General features: G+C 42.5%; 19 protein-coding genes. 4 read left to right on the forward strand and 15 right to left on the reverse strand.

Annotated features, from left to right (window positions below):
* The first annotated feature begins 162 nt into the window (after positions 1-162).
* The 3 genes from AS29_RS20020 to AS29_RS20030 are packed head-to-tail and all read left to right on the forward strand — an operon-like array spanning position 163 to position 3007.
* Positions 163-1338, forward strand: a complete 1176-nt coding sequence (locus AS29_RS20020; RefSeq protein WP_156505997.1) for a M20 family metallopeptidase — start codon at positions 163-165, stop codon at positions 1336-1338.
* On the forward strand, positions 1335-1529 hold the full coding sequence (locus tag AS29_RS20025) for a DUF3311 domain-containing protein (RefSeq protein WP_035413210.1): 195 nt from the start codon (positions 1335-1337) through the stop codon (positions 1527-1529). The genes AS29_RS20020 and AS29_RS20025 overlap by 4 nt, the downstream gene beginning before the upstream one ends.
* Positions 1529-3007, forward strand: coding sequence for a sodium:solute symporter family protein (locus tag AS29_RS20030; protein WP_035413213.1), 1479 nt, complete (start codon positions 1529-1531; stop codon positions 3005-3007). Before AS29_RS20025 ends, AS29_RS20030 begins: the two co-directional genes overlap by 1 nt.
* 57 nt (positions 3008-3064) lie before the next feature.
* On the opposite strand, the gene AS29_RS20035 is transcribed toward AS29_RS20030, so the two are convergent.
* The 14 genes from AS29_RS20035 to AS29_RS20095 all read right to left on the reverse strand — a co-directional run bounded on the left by AS29_RS20035 (position 3065) and on the right by AS29_RS20095 (position 16494).
* Positions 3065-3892 (reverse strand): PAS domain-containing protein, encoded by an 828-nt coding sequence (locus AS29_RS20035; protein WP_051860865.1) that lies wholly within the window; start codon positions 3890-3892, stop codon positions 3065-3067.
* Between the two features lie 169 nt (positions 3893-4061).
* Positions 4062-4853: a DUF4240 domain-containing protein gene (locus AS29_RS20040; protein WP_035413216.1), complete on the reverse strand. Its 792-nt coding sequence runs from the start codon at positions 4851-4853 to the stop codon at positions 4062-4064.
* A 366-nt stretch (positions 4854-5219) separates the two neighbouring features.
* Entirely contained in the window at positions 5220-5381 is a 162-nt protein-coding gene (locus AS29_RS21485; protein WP_156505998.1) for a hypothetical protein, read from the reverse strand.
* A gap of 292 nt (positions 5382-5673) precedes the next feature.
* The gene (locus AS29_RS20045) at positions 5674-6414 is read right to left on the reverse strand and encodes a S1C family serine protease (protein WP_051860866.1); all 741 of its coding nucleotides are present in this window, start codon (positions 6412-6414) and stop codon (positions 5674-5676) included.
* A gap of 18 nt (positions 6415-6432) precedes the next feature.
* Complete coding sequence (locus tag AS29_RS20050) at positions 6433-8001, reverse strand: zinc ribbon domain-containing protein (protein ID WP_051860867.1); 1569 nt, start codon at positions 7999-8001, stop codon at positions 6433-6435.
* A gap of 188 nt (positions 8002-8189) precedes the next feature.
* The gene (locus AS29_RS20055; RefSeq protein ID WP_035413221.1) at positions 8190-8783 is read right to left on the reverse strand and encodes a YdcF family protein; all 594 of its coding nucleotides are present in this window, start codon (positions 8781-8783) and stop codon (positions 8190-8192) included.
* A 135-nt stretch (positions 8784-8918) separates the two neighbouring features.
* Positions 8919-10058: a DUF2628 domain-containing protein gene (locus AS29_RS20060; RefSeq protein WP_035413224.1), complete on the reverse strand. Its 1140-nt coding sequence runs from the start codon at positions 10056-10058 to the stop codon at positions 8919-8921.
* A 230-nt stretch (positions 10059-10288) separates the two neighbouring features.
* Positions 10289-10522, reverse strand: a complete 234-nt coding sequence (locus AS29_RS20065; protein ID WP_035413225.1) for a hypothetical protein — start codon at positions 10520-10522, stop codon at positions 10289-10291.
* Positions 10523-10589: 67 nt separating this feature from the next.
* The gene (locus AS29_RS20070) at positions 10590-11360 is read right to left on the reverse strand and encodes an SDR family NAD(P)-dependent oxidoreductase (RefSeq protein ID WP_035413229.1); all 771 of its coding nucleotides are present in this window, start codon (positions 11358-11360) and stop codon (positions 10590-10592) included.
* Positions 11361-11609: 249 nt separating this feature from the next.
* Positions 11610-12599 carry an LLM class oxidoreductase gene (locus tag AS29_RS20075; RefSeq protein ID WP_051860868.1) on the reverse strand — a complete coding sequence of 330 codons (990 nt, stop codon included), beginning with the start codon at positions 12597-12599 and terminating at the stop codon, positions 11610-11612.
* Positions 12600-12614: 15 nt separating this feature from the next.
* A complete protein-coding gene (locus AS29_RS20080) occupies positions 12615-13823 on the reverse strand; it encodes an MFS transporter (protein WP_035413232.1) in 1209 nt (402 codons plus the stop codon).
* Positions 13824-14213: 390 nt separating this feature from the next.
* Positions 14214-14819 (reverse strand): hypothetical protein, encoded by a 606-nt coding sequence (locus AS29_RS20085; RefSeq protein ID WP_035413237.1) that lies wholly within the window; start codon positions 14817-14819, stop codon positions 14214-14216.
* Positions 14807-15394, reverse strand: a complete 588-nt coding sequence (locus tag AS29_RS20090; protein WP_035413240.1) for a VOC family protein — start codon at positions 15392-15394, stop codon at positions 14807-14809. Before AS29_RS20090 ends, AS29_RS20085 begins: the two co-directional genes overlap by 13 nt.
* Positions 15395-16110: 716 nt before the next feature.
* On the reverse strand, positions 16111-16494 hold the full coding sequence (locus tag AS29_RS20095) for a DoxX family protein (protein WP_035413244.1): 384 nt from the start codon (positions 16492-16494) through the stop codon (positions 16111-16113).
* A 162-nt stretch (positions 16495-16656) separates the two neighbouring features.
* On the opposite strand from AS29_RS20095, the gene AS29_RS20100 reads away from it, so the two are divergent.
* Positions 16657-17475: a lipid II flippase Amj family protein gene (locus AS29_RS20100; RefSeq protein ID WP_035413248.1), complete on the forward strand. Its 819-nt coding sequence runs from the start codon at positions 16657-16659 to the stop codon at positions 17473-17475.
* A gap of 30 nt (positions 17476-17505) precedes the next feature.
* On the opposite strand, the gene AS29_RS20105 is transcribed toward AS29_RS20100, so the two are convergent.
* A complete protein-coding gene (locus AS29_RS20105; RefSeq protein ID WP_035413251.1) occupies positions 17506-19596 on the reverse strand; it encodes a HelD family protein in 2091 nt (696 codons plus the stop codon).
* Positions 19597-19656 lie beyond the last annotated feature (60 nt).

Here is a 19656-nt window from a genome sequence, read left to right on the forward strand (position 1 = left end):
TGACCCCTCCTAAGTTTTTCCTTCCTGTATAGTTCTATTTCCTAATCCTTCTTCCTCCCCCCTTTACATTCCATTTTTACTTCTTCACCAGAAAATACTTTCTTAATTTTCTCAATTTTAATATAATTGCAACTATACCTAAAAGGGATGGAGGATGTATGAATGATTATACAGGCAGAAGACCGCAAAAAAGTGATTAGCTGGAGAAGGCATCTTCACATGCATCCAGAGCTTTCCTATCAGGAAACAAAAACGGCTCAATATATCTATGACGAACTGCAGAGTATGAATGGTTTAGAGTTATCCAGGCCAACTTCAACTTCTGTTTTAGCTAGGCTTAATAAAGGGAAAGCGGGAAAAGTTCTAGCAATCAGAGCGGATATCGATGCACTTCCGATAGAGGAAGAAAATGATTTTGAGTTCGCCTCCCAAAACCCGGGAGTTATGCATGCCTGCGGACACGATGGACATACCGCAATGCTTTTAGGAGCAGCAAAAATATTATCTGAGCATAAGGAAAAGCTGAATGGAGAGGTACGGTTCATCTTTCAGCATGCGGAAGAACATCCTCCCGGAGGTGCAGAGGAACTGGTAAAAGCAGGAGTCATGGATGATGTTGATTTCGTGATTGGGACCCATTTATGGTCCCCCCTTGAAACAGGAAAAATCGGAATTGTTTATGGTCCGATGATGGCTGCTCCTGACACATTTAAGGTACGGGTAATTGGAAATGGAGGACATGCGGGAGTGCCTCATGAAACAGTGGACAGCATCGCGGTATCTGCCCAAATCATTTCCAGCCTGCAGCAGATCGTTTCGAGGGTAACGGATGCTTCCGAACAGCTTGTCCTTTCAGTCACGCAAATTTCGGGAGGATCGGCGGACAATGTGATCCCCGGGTTTGTTGAATTTGGAGGAACCGTTCGGAGTTTCAATGAAGAATTGCGAAACCGAATTCCCGGGCAAATTGAGAGGATTGTTAAAGGGCTTACGGATGCGCATCAGGCTTCTTATGAATTTGATTATTCGTTCGGCTATCGCCCTGTCATTAATGAAGAACACACAACAAAACTTCTTCATGCAGCGGCTGAACACCTATACGGTCAAGAGGCTGTTGAAATCATGAAGCCCAGCATGGTCGGTGAGGATTTTTCTGCTTATCAGCAAAAAGCGCCCGGATGCTTTTTCTTTACAGGGGCAGGGAACCGAGTAAAAGGAATCACCTATCCCCACCATCATTCGAAATTCACCATCGATGAGGATGCGTTGGAAATCGGTGTAAGCATGTTTGCTGAAGCAGCCAAGGTTATGCTTTCCGGTAAGGGGGACAAAGAATGAGACCCCTTTATTTGCTGGCATTTCTCCCTGTCATAGGATTTTTTGGCGGTCTCTCATTTGCCAACCGTGTGGAACCATACGTATTAGGCCTTCCTTTTTTATTTTTCTGGATTATTTTATGGGTGGCACTGACATCCGTTATTATGGCTGTCATCTACCGATTTGACCCTGCAAACAAGGAGGAGTTGTAATGGTTGTATCACTGCTGATTGTAGGTGCCTTTTTGCTTTTCTCCCTCTTTCTTGGACTCAGAGCAAAACGCGGCAAAGATATGGATTTGGAGCAGTGGACGGTCGGCGGCCGGGGATTTGGAACGATGTTCGTATTCTTGCTGATGGCTGGTGAGATTTATACAACGTTCACGTTCCTCGGCGGCAGCGGCTGGGCATATGGCAAAGGCGGACCTGCCCTCTATATTCTTGTCTATGGCACGCTTGCCTATGTTTTATCCTATTGGCTCCTTCCACCAATCTGGACATACGCCAAGGAGAAAAATCTGATGTCTCAATCGGACTTTTTCGTCAGTAAATATAAGAGCCCGATGCTCGGTGTTCTTGTCTCCCTGGTAGGAATAGCTGCGCTCATTCCATACCTGGTTCTGCAGCTGAAGGGTCTTGGAATTATCGTATCAGAAGCTTCCTACGGAGCTATTTCTCCCGTCATCTCCGTTTGGATTGGCTTAATTACCGTAACGGTCTATGTTATGCTGTCAGGTATTCATGGCTCAGCCTGGACTGCCGTCGTGAAGGATCTATTAATTCTCGTCATGGTCGTTTTTCTTGGGATTTACTTGCCCATTCATTATTACGGAGGGTTTCAGCCGATGTTTGAATCCATTGAAGCGGCAAAACCAGGATTCCTTACTCTTCCTGATTCAGGCATGAGCATCAGCTGGTTTATCTCAACAATCGTTCTGACGGTATTTGGATATTACATGTGGCCTCATACTTTCGCATCGGCCTACACGGCTCAAAATGCAAAAGTTTTCAAGAAAAACGCCTTTCTTATGCCCCTATATTCGGTTGTATTGATTTTCGTGCTATTTGTCGGATTTGCGGCGATATTGAAAGTACCAGGCTTAGAAGGTGCAGATAGCGACCTTTCTCTATTCAGACTTTCCATTCAAACATTTGATCCCTGGATGATTGGCTTGATTGGTGCAGCAGGCCTCCTGACTGCCCTCGTGCCAGGCTCGATGATGCTGATGGCAGCCGCAACTTTATTTGCAAAAAATGTGTACAAAGCTGCTGTTCCTTCTGCTACCGATCAGCAGGTGGCTAAGCTCGCAAAATATCTCGTTCCGGTCATAGCTTTAATTGCCGCTTTTTTCACCTTTAACGGCGGTAATACAATTGTCACGCTTCTTTTAATGGGATACAGCCTAGTCACTCAGTTATTCCCTGCTTTACTGTTCAGTCTGTTCCGCAGCAGATTTGCTACAAAGCAGGGAGCAATGGCAGGAATCATTGCAGGAGTATTCATCGTCGCTTATACAACTCTTGCGGGAACGACTATAGGAGGCTTATTTCCAGTACTTCCACAGGCAGTTAAAGATTTAAATGTAGGAATTGCTGCTTTATTATTTAACTTACTTTTCATGCTTGGTGTGAGTATCGTGACGCGTTCCAGCGATGTGAATAACGCTGCCGATGAAGAGCGGACTGCATAATTAGCATAAGAAAACCCGGACCTGTTATGCCAGGTACCGGGTTTTTATAGAATTTAATTAAATACGGTTTTTGAATAACAAATCAGAGCTTTGGCTGTTTTCTTTTTTTATATATTCCAAAGCGTGCTTTACAGCTGGAAACACTTTAACCGCGTTCAGTTCCTCACAGTCCTCAAGAACTGTAATGGCCATACGGGGGTATATACCTGTAATCAAGAGCTCTGTACCCAGAAGCTTAAGCCATCCATTTAAGTTTACAATATAGTTCGAAAGCGCACGGTCGAAAACGGAAAGTCCTGAAACATCAAGGATTAAATATTTATCCCTCGTTTTATCTTTATGCTCCATAATATTTCTCATTAAGATGGTAAGCCTCTCACTTGGAAATGAGCCAATCAGCGGAAGAACAGAAATCTGATCTTCAATGGAAATAATGGGGGTTGATCTTTTATCCGCCTCCATTTTCGCCTGTTCCATTAAAGATTGATAATGTTTTTCCATTGTGACATCTTTTTGGACGCCAATAAAATAATAGCGATTTTCTTCTTCTATATAGAATGGGTCAATATTCAGCTGATTTAAAAAAAGAGTTCCATCTTTGCGGTAGTTTAGCAATGTTACAGAAACAGACTTCTTTTCCTGGACAGCCTCTCTGATTTTATCTACTTCTTTTTGATCTGTTTTTTCCCCTTGGAGGAACCTGCAGTTTTTTCCAAGAACCTCTTCTTCCGTATAGCCCGTTACTTCCGTAAATCCCCTGGACATATAGACGATGGGATTTTCTTTTTTAGATGGGTCGGTGATAATAATTCCTGTTTGAGAAGAATCCAATGCTTTAAACAGCAATTTCAGCTGAGGATGATCTATATTTTTTTCAAAAATCATTTTCTCCCTTCCCCCTTCCTGCAATGGTCTCTTCTTTTCCATTCCCTTACTTTTCTTGACTTACTATATCAATCCAGTTAATCGTGAACAAATATGGATGTGCCCGGCGTGTTCTTTGATGACCGCAAAAAGAAAAATGATCCCCGGTTTCAGGAATCATTTTTCTTTTTCAGCATTCAAGAGGATTTTCCCCATAACGTTCCCATAACTTAGGGAAACGGAGCATTAAACCTTCTTCATCATCCTCATCCCAGTCAAGCACAATATTGGGCTCTACTACTGATTCAAGCACAATTTGATCATATAACTCATAAAAGCTGTTATCATCCTGCCCTGTCTTTTCTTCGAATGCGAGGGCTCCAATGTACGTTAAATCCTCGAATTGCGGAATCTCGTCATTTTCTTCCAGCTTTTTTAGAGAAGGAATCAAGCTCTCAGGATCACGAATAGCTGCTTCATATACCTCTTTACCCTGATAAAGAAGCCATGCTCGAAAATAATCAAAGCTATCATCAGAACAGCCGCCCATTATAATAAAAGCTGCTGCCCATAGGTGTGAGGTGTAGGATCGCACAAAATAACGGGAGAAGATTTCATCAAATTTAATAATGTCCTGAACCGGCTTTTTTGCTAAATGATCTACAAGCCATTCCAGCTGTTCCTCCTGCTCATCTCCCTTTGTTTTAGCCTGCTCGAATATTGACCAGAATACAGCCTCTGTCATCCCGCTTTTTTTTATCATCTGCAGCGATGACCTGCCTGGCCTGTACCCCTTTTTGAGTTTTGATTGAATCAGCCGTTCAGCCTCCTGGCGGCATTCACGTGCACTTTCAAACTTTTTGGAACGAACCGTTCCGGTTGTACCCGCTTTACCAAAAGTAACGATATATGCGGTTCCGGTAACATTGATTTTCCAAAATTTTTTTGATGAATCATCCTGAAAATGTAATATAGTCTCCACACTAATCTCCTCGCGGCCAATTTTTCTTTCTATTCGGTTAGTCCTATTTTGTAACATTTTATGGGGAATGGCAACTTGTCATGCAAATTATTTCAATGAGGATAATAGCTAGTAAGAAAAGGGATTGTCTAAAACGTCGTGCTGAGAGAACATGATAGAAACCCCCGGAACGCAGCGAGCATTCCGAGGGTCTTTTTTTTACATATTTGGAAGAAGTATGAGTTAGGCTGATTGAATCGGAAGGTGTTAGACTCCAGCCGGTGCAGCAGGCACCCGCAGGCGCTGGCGCCGCGAAAAGGGAACATCCTGCAGCGGAAATCAGCCAAAACCTATATCATATAAAAATACTTCCTTCCTGCACAGCGCTTAAAGGCGGTCATCCTGATCATTTGTTTGTTCTTCAGCAGATTTCTTTTTAGCGTTTTTAACCGACTTAACGATCACGACTCCCATCATAACGAAAATGGCCGCTAATACGATGGCCAAACCAGCAACTAAAATCATAAACAATAAATTTCCCGAACCCATTACAAAACTCCTTCGGCACCTTAATATTAGCCATTATACCCTTATCAAAACACCGCCACAATGAATAGCTTTACAAAACAGGTGACAGAGTTATGAAAGCTTACTGCAAACAGTACGTATTCATCATCTAAAGATGGGAATGATATTCGCGGCATAGGGCGTTCAATGGAGTTCCTTGCTTCTTTGCCCCAACCATGCTTTTGCTGCAAGTTGGACAGCAGGGCTGCTCCGGATGATTAGAATAGTCCTTTAATGAAACAGACAGCCTTTTGTACCGGCTGCCTGCTTCCTATCATTCAGCTTGACCTGCCCAGGAATCTATTTCATCCAGCACAGCTATAATCGGGATGCTGAAGCCGATTGTTCCCTGATCTGTCGCTGCAGAATTTATACCAATTGCCTTCCCTGTTTTCTTATCTACGAGAGGACCTCCGCTGTTACCCGGGGCAATCGGAGCAGAAATTTGATAAGCATCCTTGTAGTAGGTTTGCTCAATATTCACTTCTCTGTCCACACCGCTGATAATCCCGTCTGTAACTGTGTTTTGAAGGCCAAGCGGGCTTCCCAATGCCAGCACTTCATCTCCTATAGCTGATTTCTTCTTGCGTTCAACTGGAAGCGGATCATTCCCCTCCAAATCCTTTACTCGGACAAGTGCGATATCTCTCGTAGGATTTACTCCTATGACTTGCCCTTTCATCTCACGTGAATCCTTTGTTAAAACCACTACCTCATTCTCATCGGCTACAACGTGGGCATTGGTGATAACATCTCCTTTTTCATTGTACTGAAATCCAGAGCCAAGAGACCCATCATCAAGCTGAATTGTGACAACATGCTTTTGGGAATCTTCAATGATCTTTTTCACAGCATCCTCGCTGTTGGTGCTTGCAGCCTTTGCACTATCAAGCTCAATAATTTGCGAGGAAAGCTTTAGCTCCTTAGGAATGTTGTTCTGTACTAAAAAAATCCCTGTAACACCAGCTGCCCAAATAAGAACCGTTGCAATACCGCTCCAAATCCACTTTTTCAATTTTTTTCACCCGCTCCTCTATTTTCTGTAAACTACCTGATCAATTACAATTTTTACTTCCTTTCCATATTCCTTATCCAGGAAAAAGAAAAATTCTGCTTCCTTGCCGCTTTTTATGGACACTTCCTTTGACGAAACATCTTCGTTGAATAGGAACTTTCCTTTTTTGTCGTAAACTTTTAAATAAAGGGTTGGATTATTTAAAGTAGATCTCGTCATGCTCTTAAGTTTTCCTGTTACAACATAAGTGAATTGGTCTTCTTCAAAAGTCACTTTTTCAATCTTAAGGGGCGGTTTTTTTGAACGCATCGCTTTAGAATTAATGACAGACCAGTGCCTTTCCAAAAATACAGGAAGAGAACCTGAATAGCTTAATTTTTCATCTTCAATCTCACTAAGCCTGCTTGTGAGCTCTGCATTCTCATAATTCGTGTATTTAAGGCCGGACCTCAGGGCCCCGATAGCTGCATCAAAATTCTTCTTGCTCATGTATTCCTCTGAAGTCTTCTGAGATATTGAAACAATCTTCTTTATAAGCTGGCCTTTTACCTCCTCTGCTGCCGCTGTCTTCAAACTGATAATTTTTTTTAGCTGCTCCCCGATTTCATCCACTGTATCCATCTCTGCGGATTCTGTTTTAACCATTTCAACCACTAACTCTGTTTCCTGGTCAGATGTTTTCGTCTCAAGTGGAGCAAAAATTGGACTTTTTCTCGTTTGGATATCATTGCGGACGCTGTTCAGTGCATCCTTCGCCTCACCGAATTCTTTTTTATCAATCTTCTGTTCTATGGATAATAAATGATTATCTACCTTTAATGCAGACTCTACCTCTGCCTTAACGCGTTTAATAACGGAGTTGTCCGGTCTAATTTTTGATGCTTCAGTTAATTTATTAATTGCTTTTTCATAGCTGCCATCAAGAGCATACTCTTCTGCTTCATAATGAAGTGCTTCTGCCTTTTGATTGGCGTTTTTCTCACTCGATTGGACGGCAAGTGCTGTACCGGTAAAAAGGAGAAGGCTTGCTGCTGGAATTCCGATCGTTAATAACCATTCTTTTTTCGTCGTTTTCCTTTTTAGTTGTGAGGTACTTTGGCTAACCTCTGAAGTCGGAGCGAACTCCGTAGTTTGATCATTGTTTTCCTCAGCGTACGGATCATATTGAGGTTCTTCAGGGTATGGAACATTGCCAGTTGAATGAGGATTGGGTACCTCATGGTGAGTATTCAAGTTGTCATCTGCCACAGGAGATTCCTGCTGATGATCATTTTCGTAAATCGGAGTCACAGGGAAGTCTTCTGCATCTTTTTCAGCTTTGTTTTCTTCCTGAAAAGGGCTTTCCATCCCGATAAATGAATCTTTATTCTGCTGGTTATTTTGCAAGTGAATAGATTCTGGAGCATCCTGGACTTGTTCAATTTCATAGTCTGTTTTCTCTTCATATCCGTCAGCCGTTTTCTTATGTAAAGGCTCCTCCTGATCGTCACTGTGTACGAATCCTTGGTCTTTTATGACTTTTGTCCCGCACATTGGACAAAAATCTTCACTGCCATTTAATTTTCTCCCGCATTCCCTGCAATACAAGCAAATGACCTCCCTATTAAAAGTTAAATTAGCACGACCATCATAGTCATAAGTAACAGTAATCTTTAACCATTTCCACACATTTCGAAACATATATTGGAAAAAATGTTGAATAGCAGGGTAAATCGTCACAAAAAAATAAAAAAAAAGAGACCCAGGAATTTCCCTGCGTCTATATGCTTAATAAATTATTTCGGCTGCTGAATATTTCTCTGAATAAAAAAGTTTGATAAGGCAAGATATTCTCTTATGTAAGACTTCAATATTATTACTGAAGGAGTTTTAGCAGCCAGTCCTGAAACTTCGAGTCCATGGTCTTTTGCAATCATAATCGAACGGTACAGATGAAAATCATTTGTAACAATGATTCCTGCTTTCGCATTCTTTGGAAGGAGAAATTTTGAATTCCGGATATTTTCATTGGTACTTGTTGATTGATCCTCCATCATAATTCGCGCTGAATCAATCCCAAGATTCAGCAAACCTTCTTTCATAGCATCCGCTTCTGTGCGGTTCTCTCCCGGTCCCATCCCTCCCGAGACAATAGCCATAGTTTTTCGATTTTCTCTCAAATATTGAGCTGCTGCTTCAATTCGGTATTTTAAAGCTAGAGATGGGACACTTCCATTTACCTTAGCCCCAAGCACAATTAAATAATCTGCATTTGCAGGCGGTTTGGCTTGAGCATACTGCTGTATTTTCACGTTCAAAAAAATAAAATAAATAAACCCTGTTAACAGCAGCCCTGCAATCAGCCATAAAGACCATTTCTTTTTTTTCATTCTCTACCTCTCTCAACAAACGATACTCTTTAAAATACCTGGAAGCATGCGCCCAGGTGATTCTTCCATTATAAAACAACGGCACCAAGACGTAAATATGCCTGAAATCAAAGAAAACCGGCAAGCGCCGGTGCTTTAAAAAATGGAAAAAATGAGAATGGATATAAGCAAATACGCGATTATGATCCCCGCGGCGATTAATACACCGATCCAATTTGTTCCCCCTTTTGAGAGAAGCAGCTGACGTTTTTCCTCCCAAGAACCTTGAGAAGACAGAACTCTGTCCATTGTTTCTTTCGCATGACTGAGATAAATACGGTTCGCAAAAAAACCGATCATCAGCATACATAACGGCACCGCTATAATTGCAAGCCAGGCCATCCCTGAAGCCGCGATTGCCAACCCTGCCAGAATAAAAGAACCAGCTGAAATCACCATAGGAGCAAACAGCTTTCGATAGCCCATCCAAAAAATCGTGAGGAAAAAAGCTGCCCAGTTCATACTATATTGTTTTTTCCAGCTGGACAGGTAGTACTCACTGTTAGGACCAGCAAACACCCTCAAAAGCTCAGCCTCCTGCGGATCAAGAGGATGTGAACCTGCATTTTTGCTTAGCTCCGGGCGTCCATGCGCCTGCTGAACAGCGCCAGTACCGGTGAAGTCATTTCCCGGGACATAGAGATGGGACTCATTAACAGTTTCTTGTACAGCAGAGTGCGATGTAAATCGCGTGGATTCTGTTCCAGTTTTTTTAATTTGAAGGGTTTTATTCCTGACCTTATCTTCTCCCACTATATTCCTGGAGTCATTCACCATAATTTCAGCGGGCTGCGTGCTTTGTACATTTCCAGAAGAGTCCATATGGGAATTTGACTTAGTCTCCGTAAAAAGCCCGGCATACGCCAATTCCGGCGATTCATGGCTCACTTCCTGATTAGGATCAAAAGGAGCTGAATTGCTTTTATGGACCGCATTAGGGCGGACTGCAGATTCGTTAAATTGGGCTCGGATGGGCCCTTGGTCAACATGGTCTTCGATGTTTGAATTCTGCTCCTTAACGTTGTTTCGTATAGTCTGATTTTCCATGCTGATTTTCGGGATTTTTATAGTCCCCATAGGAACAGCTTCTGCACGATCCTGCATATCCTGGACAGCGGCCGCATGCTCGTTGTAAGCAGGTTCATAAGGTTGCTCTTCTCTGATAATAGCATTGCCGCATCTCACGCAGAATTTGTCTTCTGCTCTAAGCTTCGTTCCGCATTTCGTACAAAACATGATACAGGCTCCTCTCAGGTATATGGTCTTATGTACAGGATGTTTTTTCTGGGTGAACATATCTCACATACCCTCACCCAGTGTTTCTAAAACATTCCTTTTATGTTAATTTTAGTATGTTTATCTCATAAAGGCACAGAGGGCAGATTTCGTTCATGCTCCGTTCGGCGAAAATCGCAGACTAGAGTCAGGTAAATTAAAAAAGCCCCCTGTTAAGAGGACTATTTCCGTTACATTTGAGCAGAGGGGCTGTTTTTTATTTCCATATGATACCCTATACTATTTAAAACTCTTTTGAAAGCCTTTTGAGCGGCTTCTAATTTAATGGGATCATGTTTGTTTTCCTCCAGCATGGCACGGTAATCATGTTTCAGAGCCTGCAGCTGATAGGGATGCAGCTGCTGAGGAATATAATGATCTTGGATAATTGTAAAATGAATCTCGTTTGCATAGAATTCTGGCACCTTAATCCCTCCTGGACTGGCAGATTATAGGTCGTTATTCCCTCCTAAGCAATCTCTGAAACCTATATTAGAAACCATGAATTGTCATTCCGCCATCTATAAATAACGTTTGTCCTGTCACATAATTTCCCGCCTCAGATGCAAGAAAAACAGCAGGTCCGACGAGTTCCGGCAGCTGACCAATCCGGTTTAGCGGTGTAACTGACAGAAGCTTTTGAACGTATTTTTCATCCTGCAGAAGTTTTTCTGTCAGCGGTGTTTCAAAATACCATGGACCCAAAGCATTTACATGAATGTTATGTTTACCCCATTCATAAGCAAGAATTTTGGTCATTTGGATAAGAGCTGCTTTCGTTGCTCCATATACCACTCCTGTAGGAAGAGCGGTATGCCCCGCTACTGATGCAATGTTAATAATTCTTCCTCCGCTTTCTATCATCATCTTTGCAGCTTCCTGAGAAGCCATAAAAGCAGATTTCAAATTCGTATTAACAATCTGATCCCATTCCGCATCCGTAACCTCTGCTGCAGGTGTCCGAATATTCATTCCTGCATTGTTGACGAGAATATCCAGCTTACCGGCCTTTTCCTGAATTGATTTGAAGGCAGAAACGATGTCTTCCCTAACGGTTACATCCGCTTTAATAGCATAGGCTTTTCTGCCAAAGTCCTTCTCAATCACATTTTTCACTTCATCTAAATCCTGCTGAGTCCTTGCGATAAGTCCCACATCGGCACCAGCTTCTGCAAACCCAATGGCAATGGCACGTCCAATTCCTTTTCCTGCTCCAGTTACAATCGCTGTTTTTCCTTCAAGGCTGAAAGACGGCAAAAACATAGTTTTCTCCCCTTTATATGTAAGATTCCTTTTAACTGTAAGCAAAAAGGGTGAGGAAGTAAACTGAGCAGGCTTTTGAATAGCAAGCTCTGTTAAACTTGGAAGTTGATTGCAGCTTACGAATGCTGCACCAATCAAAAGTTGTTAAAAAGCAAGCATCATACTTAAATATGGGAAAAAAAGAGAATCCGGTAATTGCTGCACCCGGATTCTAACTGGTTTTGCCGAAAAGCCGATTTATCTTTATTATTATTTTGATCGAGAGAAAGATTCAATTCCTGGCACAGCATGCGCAGGAAAATGAGGCAATACTTCTTCTCCCAGCTCCTGGATCACTTCATCTGCCGGGCGTTCTCCGTCAAATAATGCAAAGAATAGGTGATTAACCCCGATTTCTCTGTATACCTCAAGCAGTTCGATTAAGGTGTTCCGGCCAGCTCTGAATCCAAGCCTAATCTGGACTGGCATCTCGTTTGGATCTTCAGCTAGATCAAGATGCATAGGCTGGCTGAACGGTTTAAACACACCAGGATGGAATTTGGCTGAAAGCTCCCTCCACTGCTTGATCGATTCTTCCTGCAAATGCGGGGTGCGCGGATAATACATCCATCCATCACCATACTTCGCAAACCACTCCATATCCTGCTGGCTGTAGCCTGTAATCATGGTTGGAATCCTTTTATCCGGTTTCGGAACCAGATTAGCTCCATTGATTGATCCCAGGGATCCGGAAAGTTCCGGAAATTCATTATATAAGACATTATTCATATAATGGAAGGCTTCAGCAAAGCGCTCTCCTCTGGTGGCATGAGTTACACCCAATGCCTGAAAATCGGCGCGCCGGTCTCCAGAAGAAACCCCCAGAATCAGTCTTTCTGGAAAAAGCGCTTCTAATGTGGCCGCTTCTTTAGCAATCCTTAACGGATGCCTCAACGAAAGAACGGCAGCGGAAGTTCCTAGAGCAATTTCTTTCGTTTTACTTGCCAGGTAGGTTAAATAAATCATCATGTCATAAATCTGCCCTGTGGCAGGATCGCCAAATTGAGGATCCTGCAGCAGAACATCTCTGAACCAAAGACTGGTAAAACCGTACTCTTCTGCCTTTTGTGAAAGCTCCACCTGTTTTTCCATGGTCGGTGCTTCAAAGCGGTAATTTTCAAGCGGGATATGCAGACCTAGAGTCAGCTCTCCCTCTTTATACATCCGATTGTAAGAACGGTGTCCATTAAACAGTGTCATCCGAGCATTCCCCCTTTAAGCAGAACGTGTGTGTTTTTTCTCAATCGCAGAACTCCAGGCGGTTAGAAGAACAGCACCAAATACCATCACGCCGCCGATCCAAGGTGTGTGAATCAATCCAATAGAGTCCACAATCAAACCTCCAACGAATGCACCAATTGCAATACCTACGTTAAATGCTGCTATATTAAGAGCAGAAGCAACGTTTACTGCAGAAGGAACATGGCGTTCAGCCAGCTGAACCACAAATACCTGCAGCCCCGGCACATTCATAAAAGCAAGCAATCCCATTAAGAAAATGGTAATTAAACCTGGTACTTTAAATGGAGCGGTAAAGGTGAGCGCGACTAATACGATGGCTTGTACCAAAAACATCCAGAACAAAGCTTTTAGCGGATTATTATTCGCTACTTTCCCTCCTACTGCATTACCAATAGCAACAGCTACTCCATAAACAAGCAGCAGAACGCTGACTGAGCCGGCAGCAAATCCTGTAATATCTTCAAGAATTGGAGCTAAATAAGTGAACGCTACAAATGTTCCGCCGTACCCTAATGCAGTGATGGCAAAGGAAAGCATAAGCGGACCGTTTCCAAGAATTTTAAAGTTATCGCTGATTTTTGATTCAGGTGCTTTTTTCAAGTTGCCAGGCACTAAAATTGCACTTGCAATGATGGCGATAACTCCTAATGCCGCCACTGCCCAGAATGTTGCTCTCCAGCCGAAAGCCTGGCCGATGAATGTACCAAGAGGCACTCCTGTTACAGTTGCTACTGTTAATCCTGTAAACATAAAGGCAATCGCGCTGGCACGTTTGTTCTCAGGTACCAAGTCCGCAGCGATTGTAGAACCAATGGAGAAAAATACCCCATGTGAGAAGGCTGTAATAAAACGGGCAATTAAAAGCAGGGTGAAGCTTTCGGACAATGCTGCAACTGAGTTTCCTACAATAAAGACAACCATGAGCAGCATAAGCAGCGTTTTTCTGCTCATCTTATTAGTAAGAGCAGTTAACACAGGAGCTCCGATTGCAACTCCCATGGCATAACCGGAAATTAATAGTCCAGCAAGTGTAATCGATATATTTAAATCATCAGCTAAAGATGAAAGCAAACCGACTGGCACAAATTCAGTTGTTCCAATTCCAAAGGCACTAATGGCCAAAGCAAGAAGGGCGAGTGACCCGCCTTTTTTCTCCTTTTGATTGATTGCAGTTGAGCTCATTCGAACTCCTCCTTTTCATATAAATACACATAAATAATTGCGGCTTCAGAAATGCGGGCCCTGCATTCCTGTGACCTTCTGAAGTTATTATGACCCATACTGTTATTTAATAGAAGTACGCACTTTGAAGTGCTGTAGGTACTTAGAAGTTCCTATAGGCTTCGTTCCAAGCAGTATGAGGTAACTGTTAGTCATTATGGGTTATTTCAGTTCATAGGGGAAGTACGCACTTTAATGTACGATAGGTACCTGGAAGTTCCTAATGGAGGGCATAAAAAAAGACCGGATTAGAATGGTCTTTTAGTTAGCTTATGACTGGAATTTTTTCTGCAGGTTTTACATGGAGGGAAGGTTTATTCCAATCCTCATATATTCGTTAGATGATCTTAGTTAATCGTACAGGATTGATTCTCCGCTCTCAAAATAACCTCTTAGTGTAAGAGTACCAGGTTCACGGTCATCAATAGGTTCATCATTTGTAAAAAATGCCTCAATAAGAAATTGTTCCTCGAGAAACTTTTGTTTATCTGTAAACAATACATAAGATCCTTCAAGCTTGTATTCTGCTCCATCTTTATATAGAGGGGATGAGGCATAGATTTTATATTGGCCTGTACTATTATCTGCCTCTACCCCTGCTGTAATCCGTAAAATTTTATATCGATATGGCCCGTTTTTCCCCTGATTCTCAATCGGACCTGTATCTCTCATTTTCATAATGTATGTATATTTCTTATTGTTGCTGTTATAAAGGGCTTCAATTGAAATATCGATATTGTTTATATTGCTGCTTATGGCGTGTTCGGAAGCTGTATATCGGACCAGTTCCTCATTGCCAGTGGCCAAATTCTTTACAGCCATTGTAGATTCCGGAGATTTCGGTACTTTATTTACAACTTCTTTTGAATGTGTAATCTGGCACCCGGCTAAAAGAAGGAAAATGGATGCCAGCAGCAGTGCCCGGAGCATATGACGTTTTCCTTTTATATGCTGCATATGGATACACCATTCGGATCCTTCACGGGAACTATTCCATTTATTACGACCTGCTGCACGTTTATTTCTTCATCCAATACAGAGAAAACCCGAACATCCCTATTGAATAAACGATGCAAATCTTTTTCCAAGCCTTCCTTACGTATACTAAGAATCATTTTTTCTATAGCTGCATCGCCAGCAGCCAGGACATCAGGATGGATTTGAAGCTCAATGCGAAAACCATATGGAGTAGAAATAAAGGTTCTCCTTTCATCTTCCTCTACCTTCCACCCAAGATTCCTTGCCTTTTCGCACACTATTCCATGTTCCTCTTTTGAAACGAAGAAACCAATGTGATCAAATATCACCTTTTTCCCATATCCAACCGTAACGTTGATTTTCCCCATTTTCATTTCGATAATCCGGAACATCGGCAGGTTATCCCGGAAGTCTTTCCATGCCAGCGGCGGATTAAAGGATTGAAATGACCCGTCCAGTCTGCCGATCCTCTGATGAACTGTGAACCCGAGTTCTGTGTAAAACTTTTCTGTCTCTTCTAAATAAGGTGTCCAGTAATGGTAATGAAAAAGCATCGTGATCTCCCCTTCCCCTATATCATACAGGATTATTTTACCATTTAAATATATTAATTTCCGAAATACTTTGTTTTGCTTGACTGTGAATTTTGTCTGGAGGTGTGGGCGCCAAGATGGCAGGTTTTTAGCCGTTCCGCTTGCTTATTTAGCCGTTCCTGAACTTTTTTTGGCCGGTCGGAACTGGATTTTGTCCGATGCATTTTATTTGTCCGTTGGCACCTGTTATCTAGCCGTTCCGTTTGCTTATTTAGCCGTTCCTGAACCTTTTTTGGCCGGTTGGAACTGGATTTTGTCCGATGCATTTTATTTGTCCGTTGTCACCCGTTATCTAGCCGTTCCGCTTGCTTATTTAGCCGTTCCTGAACTTTTTTTGGCCGGTCGGAACTGGAATTGTCCGATGCATTTTATTTGTCCCTTGTCACCCGCTATCTAGCCGTTCAGCTTGCTTATTTAGCCGTTTCTGAACCTTTTTTGGCCGATCGAAGCTGGAATTTGTCCGATGCATTTTATTTGTCCGTTGGCACCTGTTATCTACCCGTTCCTGAAGCCGTTCGGAACTGGAATTTGTCCTCTGAGTACTATTTGTCTGACCGCTGCAATTCAAGAAAAAAAGGAGTGCTCTTATGATCAGAGCACTCCCTCCTGCAGCTATTAATGATGCTGCAGGTGTTTTTTATATGTTTACTTTCCCGTATGAGCTATTCCATGGTGCATTATAAAGAAATAGATCCAGGACCAGCCAATGCAAGTACTAATGCAGCAGCAATAATCAGCAGATTGTATTCAAATCCGCCCTTCCCATTCCAATATCCATTTTTTCCATGAACCGTTGCTATTGCAACGACCATAGTTAGGATAATCAGTGCTGCTCCAATTCCAGTCCATAATCCAAGTACAAGCAGCAGGCCCCCTAATAGTTCAGATGCTCCCGCTCCTACCGCAGCAACTTTCCCCGGCTTCATTCCAAGCGACTCCATCCATTGAGCTGTTCCATTTAGTCCATATCCTCCGAACCACCCAAAAAGTTTCTGGCTTCCATAAGCCATAAATGTTAATCCGATAACAAGACGTAAAATAAGCAGTGCAATATCCATAATGATTCCTCCTATTTACTTTGAAATAAAATATCTTGATTTAAAGATAATACATTCCGAATCTAGAGTCAATGATTTATTTTGAATTCGAGATATTTATTTGATTTCCAATATCTTCTTTTTCCTATATAATGCATGTAGATTACATAGTTAGGAGACTTACTCATGCATCTCATTACAGAGAGAGTTATATTCATTTCTGTTTTCCTGCTGATTATAACAACTGTTGAAACACTTGCGTATTCTGCAAGGATTTCAGGCGCCCGGGTTAAATTGATTGCGACTGCCCTTTCCTTATTCAGTACAATGGTTCTCGTCTCCCGTTTCTCTGTCATGATTCAGCAGCCTATGACAGCAAAGCTTATTTCAGATGCTGCAAAGCTTGAAAACAAAATGGTCATTATTGAAGAACAATACAGAATTTTAATTGCCGTTACGACGATAGGAGTTCTTTTGGGCATTCTTTTGTTTCCAACATTTATTGCCCTCTTTTCAAGAGCGATTATCCAGTTATCCAGAGAAAGAGGTTCTGTCGTTTCACTATTAACAAAAAATTTCAATCGGAACGGTTTCAGGAAAATGATCAGCTGTTTTCATTTACCTAAATGGTCTCATTTAAACGGCATAACATTCAAAACGATTCCCAAACGGATTTTTGTCATAAACATACTCATTTCAGCAGTATTCACAGTTGGAGTGCTATCTTCTATTTATGCTTCGGAGCTGGTTCCTGAAAAATATTCACAGGCTGCCCTTATGTCTTCAGGAATTATCAACGGTGTGGCAACCATCCTGCTCACTCTTTTTATTGATCCTAAAGCTTCCGTTCTTGCAGACCGTGTCTCCAAAAAGCAGGAAGGCTATATTTACTTGAAAAGCTATTCCTTGACCATGGTCAGCTCGAAGCTTATCGGAACGGTAGCTGCACAGGCGCTGTTCTTGCCCGCGGCATGGTATGTTGCGTGGTTTGCTAAGTGGATTTAAGCAAAGAAACCGCCATTATTGGCGGGTTCTTTATGAAGGGATCAGCGTGGATGCTTGTTTGGAAAAAATGACAGTCAAAGAATGGAGCGCCCTTGTACAGCCTACATATAATAGCTTCGCATCGGAAGCGGCATGCTGATAATTGTAAGTATCTGCATCTACTATCAGCACAGCGTCAAATTCAAGTCCTTTTGTTAAATAGATTGGAATAATAGAAATACCGCCCTGATATCCTTCCTGGCCTTCACGGACAAGATGAACATCCACTCCATCCTCCTGCAATTCAGAAAAGTATTCCTCTCCATCTTTAGCCGTTCGGCAGACAATTGCAAGACTGCTTGCACTAGCGGCTTTTCGCTCAGAAATCCAATTTTTCACAAAAGCGATTGGGTCATCTTCCTGTGTTACAGTCACCTCTTCACCGCTCCTGAAGACCGGTTTTGCCAATACAGCAGGTTTATAGGCAGCTGAGAGCACCCGATTGGCAAACTCAATGATTTCCATAGTGGATCTGTAGCTTCTCTCCAATTCCCTGTATGCGAGCTTGCCTTCTGAAAATACCGGCATGATTTCCTCCCATGCATTGATGCCGATGTTGCTGTGAATGCCTTGGGAAAGATCCCCAAGAATCGTAAAAGAATTTTTCAGCGATAGCTTTTGAAGCATGGCAATTTGATAAGGGGAAAAATCCTGTGCTTCGTCAATGACAATGTGGTGATATCGCTCGCCTCTTTCAAGTCCATTCAATGTTAGATGAATATGAATAAGCGGGGCCAAGTCTTCATGGGCAGCTACTCTTTTCCTTAAATAGTTAAAGGTTTGCTCAAGAATTTCATCCGATAATTGAGCACTTATAGACTCTGATGAGAGCAGCTGTCTGTATACCGAAAGCGGGTCAAGCTCCGGCCACGATTTCATATATGCACGAAGTCTTTGTCCTGCCTTTGTTTTCATTTCTTTCTGGACTTTTTTCTCCCAGATCTTCTCGAGCTCATTGCTTAGCCACTGTTTAATCTTTATGGAGATCAGTTCCCGCTTTTTCACGGCAGGATAATCCCTGAACTCTTCTGCATACCAATTTTCAATAACCTTCTTTTTCAAAACCATACCATCCCATGGCTCGAAATCCTTTTGGGGAAGTCCGTTTTGTATAAAAAGCTGAAGCGCTTCGTCCATTGCCTTCAAAAAAGCGAGTGAACCCTTTACCCTTCCAGGCTCTTTGCTTCCGCTCTCCGCTCTATTCGCCCCAGTTTCAAACCACTGCTGCCAATCTGCTGTTTGGACCTTTAAACGGCCGCCGAGCTTAAGAAGAGCCCATTTTGAAAAGGTGGTTTGCTGTATATCACCGACCCCAAGTTCCGGCAGAACGTTAGAAATATAATCCAAAAACATCGCATTCGGAGCGAAAATAATCATTTGATCTGCAAGCATCTTTTCTCTGTACTCATATATAAGAAAGGCAAGGCGGTGAAGGGCAACTGTCGTTTTCCCGCTCCCTGCGACTCCTTGAATAATAAGGGCTGTATCACGGGATGCCCGGATCATATCATTCTGCTCGGCCTGAATGGTTGAAACAATGTCCCGAAGGCGGTTATCCTTGCGATCCCCCAGCCTGTACAGCAAAAATTCATCGGCAGCTCCAGCGTTTTCTTGTCCCTGCTCATAGGTATCGACGACCCGCTGAAGATCTCCTTCACGAATAACGAGGTTTCTCTTTAAGAAGATGTCCCCTTCAATCATACCTTCCGGAGCCATGTAATAGACTTCCTCTTCCCCGCCGGTAAAGGAATAGAAAAGGCTCGCGACAGGAGCCCGCCAGTCGATAATCATTGCCTTACCGCTCTCCCCTTCTGAAACACCGGCCTTGCCGATGTATAGAGAAGCTGCTTCTTCTTGATCCGTCTCTTTAAAATCCATTCGGCCAAAATACGGTTCTTTTGCAGCGATGGCTAAATTTTTTCGATTCCGTTCCCTTGAATCCTCCAGTGCCTGCTCCGTTAAATCCTCACCTCTATACTTCGGAACAGAATGTAAACGGGTACGCTGGCGATTGATCTCGGCAGCAAATATTTTGAGCTGCTGCGACTCGAATTGAAAGGCACTTTGAACATTTTTTTCCATGAGTCAGTTACCTCCTCCTATGAGATTGTACGCCTGAATATTCAGATAGAGAATGATTTT

The sequence above is a fragment of the Bacillus sp. SJS genome, assembly GCF_000732485.2.
GTDB lineage: Bacteria > Bacillota > Bacilli > Bacillales > Bacillaceae > Metabacillus_B > Metabacillus_B sediminis.

Coding starts and splice junctions, on each gene's coding strand:
- AS29_RS20020 (WP_156505997.1), top strand. CDS start 163: ATGATTATACAGGCAGAAGACCGCAAAAAAGTGATTAGCTGGAGAAGG.
- AS29_RS20025 (WP_035413210.1), top strand. CDS start 1,335: ATGAGACCCCTTTATTTGCTGGCATTTCTCCCTGTCATAGGATTTTTT.
- AS29_RS20030 (WP_035413213.1), top strand. CDS start 1,529: ATGGTTGTATCACTGCTGATTGTAGGTGCCTTTTTGCTTTTCTCCCTC.
- AS29_RS20035 (WP_051860865.1), bottom strand. CDS start 3,892: ATGATTTTTGAAAAAAATATAGATCATCCTCAGCTGAAATTGCTGTTT.
- AS29_RS21485 (WP_156505998.1), bottom strand. CDS start 5,381: ATGGGTTCGGGAAATTTATTGTTTATGATTTTAGTTGCTGGTTTGGCC.
- AS29_RS20055 (WP_035413221.1), bottom strand. CDS start 8,783: ATGAAAAAAAAGAAATGGTCTTTATGGCTGATTGCAGGGCTGCTGTTA.
- AS29_RS20060 (WP_035413224.1), bottom strand. CDS start 10,058: ATGTTTTGTACGAAATGCGGAACGAAGCTTAGAGCAGAAGACAAATTC.
- AS29_RS20070 (WP_035413229.1), bottom strand. CDS start 11,360: ATGTTTTTGCCGTCTTTCAGCCTTGAAGGAAAAACAGCGATTGTAACT.
- AS29_RS20075 (WP_051860868.1), bottom strand. CDS start 12,599: ATGACACTGTTTAATGGACACCGTTCTTACAATCGGATGTATAAAGAG.
- AS29_RS20080 (WP_035413232.1), bottom strand. CDS start 13,823: ATGAGCTCAACTGCAATCAATCAAAAGGAGAAAAAAGGCGGGTCACTC.
- AS29_RS20085 (WP_035413237.1), bottom strand. CDS start 14,819: ATGCAGCATATAAAAGGAAAACGTCATATGCTCCGGGCACTGCTGCTG.
- AS29_RS20090 (WP_035413240.1), bottom strand. CDS start 15,394: ATGCTTTTTCATTACCATTACTGGACACCTTATTTAGAAGAGACAGAA.
- AS29_RS20100 (WP_035413248.1), top strand. CDS start 16,657: ATGCATCTCATTACAGAGAGAGTTATATTCATTTCTGTTTTCCTGCTG.
- AS29_RS20105 (WP_035413251.1), bottom strand. CDS start 19,596: ATGGAAAAAAATGTTCAAAGTGCCTTTCAATTCGAGTCGCAGCAGCTC.